The sequence below is a fragment of the Streptomyces sp. NPDC029164 genome (assembly GCF_055563995.1).
In genome coordinates this window covers 115776-127880 of record NZ_JBVHWW010000015.1, presented here as the reverse complement: position 1 = coordinate 127880, position 12105 = coordinate 115776, and the positions used below count along the sequence as shown (strand labels likewise).

Genomic DNA, 12105 nt, shown 5'->3' with positions numbered 1-12105 from the left:
ACGGTGGCCCACGTGAACGTGCTGGACATCCTGTTGTTGCTCGCCGCCGTGTGGTTCGCGATCGTCGGCTACCGCCAGGGGTTCGTCGTCGGCATCCTGTCGGTGATCGGATTCCTCGGCGGTGGCCTCATCGCCGTGTCCCTCATCCCGCTGATCTGGGACACGGTGACGGACAACGGCACCCAGGTGTCCACCACCGTCGTCGTCATCGCCGTCGTCGTGATCATCGTCTGCGCCTCGATCGGCCAGGCCCTGACCACCCACCTCGGCAACCGCGTCCGCCGCCAGATCACCTGGTCACCGGCGCGCGCCCTCGACGCGACGGGCGGCGCCCTGGTCAACGTGGTCGCGATGCTGCTGGTGGCCTGGCTGATCGGCTTGCTGCTCGCCGGGACCGCGATACCCACCCTGGGCAAGGAGGTCCGCAACTCCAAGGTGCTCCTCGGCGTGTCGCGGGTGCTGCCCGACCAGGCGAACACCTGGTTCATGGACTTCAGCTCCACCCTCGCGCGCAACGGCTTCCCGCAGGTCTTCACGCCGTTCTCCAACGAGCCGATCACCGAGGTCAGGGCGCCCGATCCGGCGCTCGCGATCAGCCCGGTCGCCGAGCAGGCCAAACGTTCGATCGTGAAGGTCGTCGGCACCGCGCCCAGCTGCAGCAAGGTGCTGGAGGGCACGGGCTTCGTCTTCGCGCCCGGCAAGGTGATGACCAACGCGCACGTCGTCGGCGGGGTCGGCGAGCCGACCGTGCAGGTCGGCGGTGAGGGCAAGCTCTACGACGGCAAGGTCGTGCTCTACGACTGGGAGCGCGACATCGCCGTACTGGACGTGCCCAAGCTGAAGGCGCCGGCGCTGGAGTTCACCGACAAGGACGCGACGAGCGGCGCCGACGCGATCGTCGCCGGCTTCCCGGAGAACGGCGCGTACGACGTCCGCGCCGCCCGCGTCCGCGGCCGGATCAATGCCAACGGACCGGACATCTACCACCGCGGTACTGTCCGACGGGACGTCTACTCCCTGTTCGCGACCGTCCGGCAGGGCAACTCCGGCGGCCCGCTGCTGACGCCCGAAGGCAAGGTGTACGGGGTCGTCTTCGCGAAGTCCCTCGACGACCCGAACACCGGCTACGCGCTGACGGTGGACGAGATCCGCGATGACATCCAGACCGGCAAGGTCGCCGGCCAGCGGGTCCACAGCCAGGGCTGCGCCCTCTGAGCAACCGCGCCCGCCGGGGCCCTACGTCCGTGGATGGCGCAGGCGCGCCGAGACCCAGCGGGCCCGGCGGCGCAGGATGCGCGGAATCCCGAGGCGGAGGTCGTGGCCGTGCCGGCCGGCCCTCTCGTGGGTGCCCGGCGTAGCTGCCGAGCGGCCTTCGTGCGCGGTGTCACCGTAGTCGTGCGTCCAGCTCATACTCCGAGCTGTGCCCGTGCCCCAAGGTCGGTAACCCCGTCAGGGGCGGCCAATTGGCCTATGCGCCAGGCAATTGAATGCTCGTAAGACGAGCGCATGAGCGAACTGCCCGACTTTCACAGGGTGGTCGGGGCCGACCGGGGGGACGGGACGCGGCCGTCGGGAGGACGGCCCGGCCGCCCGGCTCAGCGGTCGGGCCAGCGGTCGGGCCAGCGGTCGGACTCAGCGGTCGGGCCAGCGGTCGGGCCAGCGGTCGGACTCAGCGGTCGGGCCAGCGGTCGGGCCAGCGGTCGGGCTCAGCGGTCCGGTTCGGGATCCTTGAGCCAGTTCACCAGCTCCGTGGAGAAGGCCACGGGGTCCTCCTCGTGCGGGAAGTGCCCGAGCCCATCGAACAGCCGCCACCGGTACGGGGCTTCGACGTACTCGCCCGATCCCGCCGCGCTCCGCGTCCGCATCACCGGGTCGAGCGAGCCGTGCAGGTGCAGCGTTGGAACCCGCACCGGCCTCTTCATCCGCCGGTTGAACTGCAGCCCGTCGGGCCGTGCCATGGACCGCATCATCCAGCGGTACGGCTCGATCGAGCAGTGCGCGGTGGACGGGATGCACATGGCCCGCCGGTACACGGCCAGGTCCTCCTCCTCGGGCGGCCTCGGTCCCGACCAGTCCCGGATCAGGTCCCCCACGAGGGCCCCGCCATCGGCGACGAGCTGACGCTCCGGCACGAACGGCCGCTGGAAGCCCCAGATGTGCGAACTGGCCCGCGTCTGGCCGAAGTCCGACAGCATCGCCGAGCGCCAGCGGCGCGGGTGCGGCATGGAGGAGACGACGAGCCGGCGCACCAGCTTGGGCCGCATCACGGCCGCCGTCCAGGCGAGGTACCCGCCCAGGTCGTGCCCGACGAGTGCGGCGTCCGGCTCGCCGAGGGACCGTACGACCCCGGTGATGTCGAGGGCCAGATTGGCCGGGTCGTATCCGCGCGGGGTGCGGTCGCTGCCGCCCACTCCGCGCAGGTCCATCGCGACCGCCCGGTACCCGGCGTCGGCGAGCGCGGTCAGCTGGTGCCGCCAGGTCCACCAGAACTGCGGGAAGCCGTGGAGCAGCAGCACGAGCGGCCCGTCACCGAGCTCGGCGACGTGGAAGCGGGCGCCGTTGGCGGCGACGTCCCGGTGCGTCACCGCCTGCCCGCCGGGGAGGTCGAGCCGTACCGCCGTGGCAGCCGTGGGGGGAACGCTGGAGTCCGGCGTGGGCGCTGTCATGAGGACGAGCGTGCCACACCCACAGCCTTGTCACTCACCGGCCGCGGGTGCGGCTTGACGGTCCCGACCAGCGCGGCGGTCTGCTTGACGGAGGCGATGGACCTCTCCGGCGGCGTGATCTTCTTGAACTTCCGTACCGCGATCAGCACGAGCACACCCGCGATGAGCAGGAACGCACTGCCCACGATGAGGAAGGACCAGGCGAGCCCGAGCCCGAGGTTGTGGATCCCGTACGCCGCGGCGAAGGTCAGCACCGGGAGCGAGAAGACCGCGAACACACCTGCGACGGCGAGGGAGGCGGAGCCGCTGCCCACGCGCTTGACGTCCTCGCGGATCTCCGCCTTCGCGAGGGCGATCTCGTCGTGAACCAGGGCGGACATCTCGGCGGTGGCCGAGGCGACCAGCTGGCCGAGTGTGCGCTCGGCTCCCTGCGCCTCTTGGTCCACTGCGCTCATCGCTCTCTCCCTTTGTCGTCTGCTGCCGTGCGGCTGTCCTGCGTCGTCAGTCAGATCATGCCGGACGGTCGCCCTCGGTGGTGGACCCGGCCGCGCTTTGGAGCGCCGCGGCAGCCGCGCTCTCGGCCTTGCGGCGGTGTTCCGCGGCCCGCTCCTCGTAGATCCTCGCCATCCGCAGGTGGTACTCGGGGTTGTGCTCCTCGTAGATGTCCGGGATGCCGTCGCGGTCCTCGTCCCGCTCCTCGGCTTCGGTGAGCGCCAGGTACTTGCGGTTGCGGAGCTTGAGCATGACGCCCGCGATCACGGCGGCGATCAGCGAGCCGATCAGTACGGCGGCCTTGATCTCGTCGGTGAGGACCGGGTCGCCGGCGAACGCGAGCTCGCCGATCAGGAGGGAGACGGTGAAGCCGATGCCGGCGAGCGAGGCCACGGCGAGTACGTCGGGCCAGGCGAGGTCGTCGTTCAGTTCGGCCTTGGTGAACCGGGCGGCGAGCCAGGTGCCGCCGAAGATGCCCACGGTCTTGCCGACGACGAGGCCGAGGACGACGCCGAGGGTCTCGGGCCGGGTGAACACCTGCGCGATGGCCTCGTCGGAGAGCGAGACCCCGGCGGAGAACAGGGCGAAGAGGGGCACGGCGAGACCGGCCGAGATGGGCCGGACCAGGTGCTCGATGTGCTCTCCGGGGGACTGCTCCTCGCCGTCCCTGCGGGTGCAGCGGAGCATCAGGCCCATGGCGACGCCGGCGATGGTGGAGTGGACGCCGCTGTTGTACATCAGGCCCCAGATGACCAGCGCGAGCGGGACGTAGACGTACCAGCCGCGGACTCCCCGGCGGAGCAGGAACCAGAAGAGGGCCAGGCCCACGAGCGCGCCGCCGAGCGCCAGGAAGTCGATCTCGCTGGTGAAGAACACCGCGATGATCATGATGGCGAAGAGGTCGTCGACGACCGCGAGCGTCAGCAGGAAGGCGCGCAGGGCCGAGGGCAGGGAGGTGCCGAGGACGGCGAGGACGGCGAGCGCGAAGGCGATGTCGGTGGCGGTCGGGACCGCCCAGCCGTCCATCGCCCCATTGCCGAGGGTGTTGACGACGACGTAGACCAGCGCGGGCACGGCCATGCCGCACAGGGCGGCGATCACCGGGAGGGCGGCCGCCTTGGCGTCGCGCAGGTCGCCCGCGACGAGCTCGCGCTTGAGCTCGATGCCGGCGACGAAGAAGAAGATCGCGAGGAGCCCGTCGGCCGCCCAGTGCTGGATCGACAGGTCCAGGCCGAGGGAGCTGGGGCCGATGTGGAAGTCCCGGACGGCCTGGTAGCTGTCGGCCAGTGGCGGGGTGTTCGCCCAGATCAGCGCGGCGACGGCGGCCGCGAGCAGGAGTACGCCGCCGACGGTCTCGGTGCGCAGGGCATCGGCGACGAACCGGCGCTCGGGCAGCGAGAGCCGGCCGAGCAGCTTGCGGCTCTGGTGGTCGGTGGGGCTGGGCGCTGCCACGAGGTGACACCTCCGGGGTCGGTTGGACGGCATGGCGAAGCTCATTGCCGACCAGACTTCCCGGCGCACCCTGGGTATTTCCTTACGCTTTCAATATTTTACAGGGTGCACGCGAGGGTGAATCAGGTGATCGTCACTTTATGTGCGAAACGGGCACCCGGCGCGTCGCGCCGGGTGCCCGTTTCGGTGTGTCGTGCCCCTGGGGTCGGTGGGCTCCCTGAGGTCAGTCCTCGCTCGCGGCGGCGGCCGGGAGCTTGCTCTGGATCAGATCCATGACCGAGGAGTCGGCGAGCGTGGTGACGTCACCGACCGCGCGGTTCTCCGCCACATCGCGCAGCAGACGGCGCATGATCTTGCCCGAGCGGGTCTTCGGCAGCTCCTGGACCGGCAGGATCCGCTTCGGCTTGGCGATCGGGCCGAGCGTGGCGCCGACGTGGTTGCGCAGATCCGCGACCAGGCCCTCGGTCTCGGACGCGCTGCCGCGCAGGATGACGAAGGCCACGATGGCCTGGCCGGTGGTCTCGTCATTGGCGCCCACCACGGCAGCCTCGGCGACCGAGGGGTGCGAGACCAGCGCCGACTCCACCTCGGTGGTCGAGATGTTGTGGCCGGACACCAGCATCACGTCGTCCACCCGGCCGAGCAGCCAGATGTCGCCGTCGTCGTCCTTCTTGGCGCCGTCGCCCGCGAAGTACTTGCCCTCGAAGCGCGACCAGTAGGTGTCGATGAACCGCTGGTCGTCGCCCCAGATGGTGCGCAGCATCGACGGCCACGGCTCGGTGAGGACCAGGTAGCCGCCTCCGCCGTTCGGGACCTCGTGCGCCTCGTCGTCCACGACGGTGGCGGAGATTCCGGGCAGGGCGCGCTGCGCGGAGCCCGGCTTGGTGTGCGTGACGCCCGGCAGCGGGGAGATCATCATCGCGCCGGTCTCGGTCTGCCACCAGGTGTCCACGATCGGGCAGCGGTCGCCGCCGATGTGCTTGCGGTACCAGATCCAGGCCTCGGGGTTGATCGGCTCGCCGACCGAGCCCAGCACGCGCAGGCTCGACAGGTCGAACTTCGCGGGGATGTCGTCGCCCCACTTCATGAACGTACGGATGGCCGTCGGCGCCGTGTAGAGGATGGTGACGCCGTACTTCTGCACGACCTCCCAGAAGCGGCCCTGGTGCGGGGTGTCCGGCGTGCCCTCGTACATCACCTGGGTGGCGCCGTTCGCGAGCGGCCCGTAGACGATGTAGGAGTGCCCGGTCACCCAGCCGATGTCGGCGGTGCACCAGTAGACGTCGGTCTCGGGCTTCAGGTCGAAGACCGCGTGGTGGGTGTACGCGGCCTGGGTGAGGTAGCCGCCGGAGGTGTGCAGGATTCCCTTCGGCTTACCCGTGGTACCCGAGGTGTAGAGGATGAAGAGCGGGTGCTCGGCGTCGAAGGGCTGCGGGATGTGCTCGGCGGACTGCCGGCCGACCACCTCGTGCCACCACACGTCGCGGCCCTCGGTGAAGGCGGTGTCCTGGCCGGTGCGGCGTACGACGAGCACGTGCTCGACCTGCGGACACTTGGCGACGGCCTCGTCGATCGCGGGCTTCAGGGCGCTGGGCTTTCCGCGGCGGTAGCCGCCGTCGGCGGTGATGACCAGCTTGGCGTCGGCGTCCTGGATGCGGGAGGCGACGGCGTCGGCGGAGAAGCCGCCGAAGACCACGGAGTGCGCGGCGCCGACGCGGGCGCACGCGAGCATCGCGACGACCGCCTCGGGGATCATCGGCAGGTAGACGGCGACGCGGTCGCCCGCCTCGACACCCAGCTCGGTCAGGGCGTTCGCGGCCTTGGAGACCTCGTCCTTGAGCTGGGCGTAGGTGATCGCGCGGCTGTCCCCGGGCTCGCCCTCGAAGTGGATGGCGACGCGGTCGCCGTTGCCGGCCTCGACGTGACGGTCCACGCAGTTGTACGCGACGTTCAGCTTGCCGTCCGCGAACCACTTCGCGAAGGGCGGATTCGTCCAGTCGAGCGTCTCGGTCGGCTCGGTGGCCCAGGTCAGCCGCCGGGCCTGCTCGGCCCAGAAGCCCAGCCGGTCCGCGTCGGCCTGTGCGTACGCGGCCTCTGTCACATTGGCGGCGGCGGCCAGATCGGCAGGCGGTGCGAACCGCCGCTCCTCCTTGAGCAGATTGGCCAGGCTCTCATTGCTCACGACATCTCCCTTTCCCAGGGTGTCCGTTGTGTCCCCGGGCATAGCTCATCAGTCAGCGGCCCAGGTGACAAGGGGTAGCCGAGAATTGGTTTAGACCTATATCACGATCGGCCCGCACGAGAACGGCGTGCGAATGGCCCCCTCCCGCTGCAGGGTGCGGGAAGGGGCCAAACGATTGCACGGATAGGGGAGGGTATCGGTTCAGGCGTGCTGGCCCACGGTGTCGAAGACCCGGCAGTCGAAGAAGTCCTCGCCCTCGGACAGCAGGTAGGCCTGCGCCTCGCCCACGTGGAAGTACATGCCGTGCAGTTCCAGGGTGCCCTCGGCGAGCCGCCTGGCCACCGATTCGTGCGCCCGCAGGTGCTCCAACTGCTGGACCACATTGGTCAGGCACAGCTGCTCCACGGCGTCCGCCGGGAGCCGGCCCGAGATCCGGGCCCAGGCGTGGTGACGACTGGCCATCCGCTCCAGGCTGGGCAGCCCGTGCCGCAGCCAGCGGCGCAGCGGGGTCAGCGGAAGTCCGGGCGCGGAGCTGAGCAATGCCTGCATGGCCCCGCAGCCCGAGTGACCGCACACGGTGATGCTGTCGACCTTCAGCACGTCCACGGCGTACTCGATGGCCGCGGCGACGGAGTCGTCCGTGGACTCCGCGCCGGGCAGCGGGACCAGGTTGCCGACATTGCGGACCGTGAACAGGTCGCCCGGTCCGCTGGCCGTGATCATGCTGGTCACCAGGCGGGAGTCCGCGCAGGTGAGGAAGAGCTGCGAGGGCCGCTGCCCCTCGCGGGCCAGCCGGGCCAGCTCGTCCCGCACGTGTGGGGCGGTGTCCCGCTGGAAGGCGCTGATCCCGCTGGCCAGTTGGCCGGCGCCGCGCCGCCGGGGCGCCGGCGGGGCCTCGTCCGCGGGGGTCTCGTCCGCAGGGGCCCCGTCCGTCTCGGCGGCCGCTGCCGCCATGGCCGCGGCCGTGGGCGTACGGGTCCCGGCGGGGCGGTGGTCGCAGTGGTTCTGCCAGGGGGTCCAGGGCCGGCAGCACTGGTGGACCCCGCGCTGGGCCGTGCGCCGGGACCGCTCGGCGCCGTGGGCCGCGTGGATCTCCTCCGTGGTCACCGCGCGGGAGCCGCCAAAGCCCCCGAAGCCGTCCGAGCCGTCCGGATCGTCGGCCGGGTCGGTGCCGGAGCTCAGGCTCGTCGAGCCCGAGCGGCCGGTGACCTCCAGCGAGCCCCCGTGCGCCAGGTGGGACTCCTGCCAGTCGTGCAGCGTCTCGTAGGCCGCGTGGTCCATGAACGAGCCGTCCAGCTCGATCACCGCGTGCCCGTCGTGCGGAATCTGGTTCAGCACCCGGCTCAGCCGCGGCACCGCGAGGAAGGTCAACTGCCCGCGCGCCCGCACCTGGTGGACCCCGTTGTCGAGCCGCTCCATGGTGATCCGGGTCCGGGCGAGCCGGTGCAGTGCCAGCGCGACGGCCACGGCGATGCCGATGGCCACGCCCTCCAGGACCCCGCCGAGCACCACGGCCACGATGGTCGTCGCGTAGACCAGGATCTCCCGGTGCCGGGTGACACTGCGCAGGTGCGTAATGCTGACCATCTGCACGCCCACGGCCATCACCAGCGCGGCCAGTGCGGCCAGCGGGATCAGGTCGAGGACCGGGACCAGCAGCCCGGCCGCGAGCAGCACCCAGAGGCCGTGCAGCATGGCCGACTTCCGGCTGGCCGCGCCGGACTTGACGTTCGCCACGCTGCGGACGGCCACGCCCGTGATGGGCAGTCCGCCCAGTGCCCCGGAGACGATGTTCGCCGCACCCTGCCCCCGCAGCTCCCGGTTGAGGTCGGCTCGCGCAGGCCGGTTGCCCGTACGCCGTTCGGAGGCGATCAGCTTGTCGGTCGCGACCGCGGAGAGCAGGGACTCCACACTGCCGACCAGGGTGATGGTCAGTACGGCGGCGATGAGGCCGAGGATCGGCCCCTCGGGCAGCTCGGGCAGGGCGTGGCTGCGCCAGGACGGCAGGTCCACCCGGGGCAGGCTCAGTCCGGCCAGCGCCGCGAAGGCCGTGGCCGTGGCGACGGCGGCGAGTGCCGCCGGAACCTTGCGCAGGGCGCGGCCCGTCCGCCCGGGCAGCCGCGGCCAGCCGAGCAGGACGATCAGGGTGAGCACGCTGATGCCGAGAGCGACCGGGTGCAGGTCGGCCAACTGGCCGGGCAGACCCTGGACGTTGGCCACGGCGGAGCTCTGCGGTGTGCCGCCGAGCACGATGTGCAGTTGGGCCAGCGCGATGGTCACGCCGATGCCGGCGAGCATGCCGTGCACGATGGCCGGGCTGACCATGAGCGCCGACCGGGCGGTGCGCAGCGCGGCGAGGCCGAGCTGGCAGACGCCGGCGAGCACGGTGATGGCGCAGGTGGTGCGCCACCCGTAGTGCTGGATCAACTCGGCGGTGACCACGGTGAGTCCGGCGGCGGGCCCGCTGACCTGGAGCGGGGCGCCGCCGAGCCGCCCGGCGACGATTCCGCCGGCCGCCGCGGCGACCAGCCCCGCCTGGAGGGGGGCGCCGGTGGCCAGGGCGATGCCGAGCGAGAGCGGCAGGGCGATCAGGAAGACGGCGATGGAGGCGGAGAGGTCCGCGGGGAGATCTTTGCGGATCTCCCCGGTCTCTCGGGTCGGGCGCGTGCGGGAGGTGGCTGTCATAGGTTCCCGTCTCCTCTGGGGGAGGGATGAAGCGGCGGGAGTCTCAACACTCGGTAAATGGATGGTAATGGAGAGTAAAGGTGGGCGGTGAATAATACGGGCAAATGGCCTCTAAATTAGCACTCAAGAGTGATTAAGCATTTTGTACGGCTTGTCATACCTTCCTCAAAGCTGACCGCGTGGGACGTTGCGGCGCGGAAGTCCTGCGATGGAACTGCGAGGGAGAGGTGGGGCGGATGATCGCCGCCACGAAGAAGATCGCCGGTGGTCTGGTCGCCACGGCACTGGTCCTGGGAGTCGCCGGGTGCAGCGGCTCGGGGCCCGCCAAGTCACCGGCTCCCGGGGCACCGAACGTACGGAAGGGTGCCGGGGCCGTGGCCCCCGGCAGCGTCAACCGGCCCATCGGTGACGGTTCGACCGCGTACACCGGCCCCCAGCCGAACGTGCGGAAGCCGCAGAAGCTGAAGCCCGGCGAAAAGCCACCGCAATTCGTGGTGTTCTCCTGGGACGGGGCCGGCGAGGACAGCCAGAAGCTCTTCTCGCACTTCCGCGAGGTCGGGAAGCAGTACAACGCGCGCATGACGTACTTCCTCAGCGGCGTTTACATGCTCCCGGAGGAGAAACGTTCCCTCTATACGGCGCCGCAGCACTCGCCCGGCCGCTCCGACATCGGCTTCGGCGACCTCCAGGGCATCAAGGACACCGCCACCCAGGTCCGCGCGGCCTGGCTGGAGGGCAACGAGATCGGCACCCACTTCAACGGGCACTTCTGCGGGCCCGACGGCGGCGTCGGCACCTGGTCCGTGGACGAGTGGAAGAGCGAGATCAACCAGGCCAAGTCCTTCGTCAAGAACTGGAAGACCAACGCGGGCCTGAAGACCATGGAGGCGCTCCCCTTCGACTACGACAAGGAGCTCATCGGCGCCCGCACCCCCTGCCTCGAAGGCCAGAAGAACTTCATGCTGGCGGCGAAGACCATGGGATTCCGCTACGACTCCAGCGGCATCAGCAAGCAGATCTGGCCCAAGAAGACGGACGGGCTCTGGGACGTCCCGCTCCAGCTGGTGCCCATGCCGGGGCGTGCCTTCGACACCCTGAGCATGGACTACAACTACATGGTCAACCAGTCCGGGACGACCTCGCAGGGAGACCCCTCGCAGCACGCGTACTGGGGCGACCAGATGCGCGACGGCCTGCAGGAGGCCTTCGACCGCGTCTACCAGGGCAACCGCGCGCCGCTGATCATCGGCAACCACTTCGAGTCCTGGAACGGCGGCACCTACATGCGTGCCGTCGAGGAGTCCATCAAGAGCATGTGCACCAAGCCGGAGGTCCGCTGCGTGCCGTTCCGCGAGCTCGTGGACTGGCTGGACGCCCAGGACCCGAAGGCCCTGGAGTGGATGCGCACCCTCGACGTCGGCGAGGCGCCGAAGCAGGGCTGGGCGAAGTTCCTGACCGCGGGGCCGCCGGCGCCGCCGGCCGCCCCCGCGGGCGTCAAGCCGGCTGCGGAGCCGGCTGATGAGAGTGCGGACGAGGGCTGACGAAGGATTCGCCCGCGGCGGTGCTCGCGACGCCCTCCCGCAGGGTGAAATCGGGGTCGACCTGATCCGCCAGGTCGACCCCGGTCTTGGCGTTGCCCCAGCTCTCCGCGTTCTTGAGGTGGAACCGCACCATCTGCTCCGTGTACCGGTCCCAGTCGCGGTGCGCGTACGAGTCGTCGGCGGCGTCCTGGAGCGCCTGGAGGGCGAACCGGTTGGTCGCCTCCAGCAGCTCGAAGGCGGCCGGACGGCCCTTCTCCATCGCCCGCACCCAGTCGGAGTGCCCGACGGTGACCAGCAGGTCCTCGCCCACCTCGTCCTGGAGGAACTCGATGTCCTCGGGGCCCTGCACCTTGTTGCCGATGACCTTCAGCGTGACCCCGAAGTCCCGCGCGTACTCCTTGTACTGGCGGTAGACAGAGACGCCCTTGCGGGTCGGCTCGGCCACCAGGAAGGTCATGTCGAATCGGGTGAACATGCCCGAGGCGAAGGAGTCGGATCCGGCCGTCATGTCGACGACCACGTACTCGTCCGCCCCGTCGACCAGGTGGTTGAGGCACAACTCGACCGCCCCGACCTTGGAGTGGTAGCAGGCCACGCCGAGGTCGGCCTCGGTGAACGGCCCGGTGGCCATGAGCCGTACGGGCTCCCCGTCCAGCAGGAGCGTGCGTGCGCAGGCCTCGTACACCGGGTTGTCCTCGGTGACCCGCAGCAGGCGCGAGCCCCGGCCGGGCGGGGTGGTCTTGATCATCGTGTCGGCGGACGCGATGCGCGGGTTGGAGCCCCGCAGGTACTCCTTGATCAGGGGCAGGTGCGCGCCCAGGGCGGGCAGTTCGGCGGCCTCGTCCTCGCCGAGACCGAGCGCGGCGCCCAGGTGCTGGTTGATGTCGGCGTCCACCGCGACGACGGGGGCCTCATTGGCGGCGAGGTGGCGGATGAAGAGGGAGGACAGCGTCGTCTTGCCGCTGCCGCCCTTTCCCACGAAAGCGATCTTCATGTTCACCAAGCGTAGTGGGTAAGTAGCGCAGGGTTGTCAAGGTGAGTGAAGAAGACCACTCCAAGGAGGGGTCGGTGCTAGCGGTGCGCAGTG

At 70.3% G+C, this 12105-nt stretch carries 9 protein-coding genes; 2 read left to right on the top strand and 7 right to left on the bottom strand.

All coding sequences use genetic code 11. From position 1 onward, the window contains the following. Window positions 1–12: 12 nt before the first annotated feature. Window positions 13–1215 (top strand): MarP family serine protease, encoded by a 1203-nt coding sequence (locus tag ACZ4VT_RS16700; protein WP_467950253.1) that lies wholly within the window; start codon window positions 13–15, stop codon window positions 1213–1215. Window positions 1216–1236: 21 nt separating this feature from the next. Here ACZ4VT_RS16700 and ACZ4VT_RS16695 read toward each other — a convergent pair whose 3' ends face one another. From ACZ4VT_RS16695 to ACZ4VT_RS16670, 6 genes are all read right to left on the bottom strand, one after another. Further along, a complete protein-coding gene (locus tag ACZ4VT_RS16695) occupies window positions 1237–1410 on the bottom strand; it encodes a hypothetical protein (RefSeq protein WP_362801100.1) in 174 nt (57 codons plus the stop codon). A gap of 296 nt (window positions 1411–1706) precedes the next feature. Beyond that, window positions 1707–2666 carry an alpha/beta fold hydrolase gene (locus ACZ4VT_RS16690; RefSeq protein ID WP_351286374.1) on the bottom strand — a complete coding sequence of 320 codons (960 nt, stop codon included), beginning with the start codon at window positions 2664–2666 and terminating at the stop codon, window positions 1707–1709. Then, window positions 2663–3121 (bottom strand): phage holin family protein, encoded by a 459-nt coding sequence (locus ACZ4VT_RS16685; protein WP_362801106.1) that lies wholly within the window; start codon window positions 3119–3121, stop codon window positions 2663–2665. Before ACZ4VT_RS16685 ends, ACZ4VT_RS16690 begins: the two co-directional genes overlap by 4 nt. 55 nt (window positions 3122–3176) lie before the next feature. Next, window positions 3177–4610: a Na+/H+ antiporter NhaA gene (gene nhaA / locus ACZ4VT_RS16680; protein WP_467950251.1), complete on the bottom strand. Its 1434-nt coding sequence runs from the start codon at window positions 4608–4610 to the stop codon at window positions 3177–3179. A 223-nt stretch (window positions 4611–4833) separates the two neighbouring features. Further along, window positions 4834–6834: an acetate--CoA ligase gene (gene acs, locus ACZ4VT_RS16675; protein ID WP_467950249.1), complete on the bottom strand. Its 2001-nt coding sequence runs from the start codon at window positions 6832–6834 to the stop codon at window positions 4834–4836. A gap of 159 nt (window positions 6835–6993) precedes the next feature. Continuing rightward, window positions 6994–9477 carry a SulP family inorganic anion transporter gene (locus ACZ4VT_RS16670; RefSeq protein WP_467950247.1) on the bottom strand — a complete coding sequence of 828 codons (2484 nt, stop codon included), beginning with the start codon at window positions 9475–9477 and terminating at the stop codon, window positions 6994–6996. Window positions 9478–9713: 236 nt separating this feature from the next. Between ACZ4VT_RS16670 and ACZ4VT_RS16665 the strand changes: the two genes are divergently transcribed. Beyond that, entirely contained in the window at window positions 9714–11018 is a 1305-nt protein-coding gene (locus ACZ4VT_RS16665) for a polysaccharide deacetylase family protein (RefSeq protein WP_467950245.1), read from the top strand. Here ACZ4VT_RS16665 and ACZ4VT_RS16660 read toward each other — a convergent pair. Continuing rightward, entirely contained in the window at window positions 10972–12012 is a 1041-nt protein-coding gene (locus ACZ4VT_RS16660) for an ATP-binding protein (protein ID WP_467950243.1), read from the bottom strand. The two genes, ACZ4VT_RS16665 and ACZ4VT_RS16660, sit on opposite strands and share 47 nt — an antisense overlap. Between the last annotated feature and the right edge of the window lie 93 nt (window positions 12013–12105).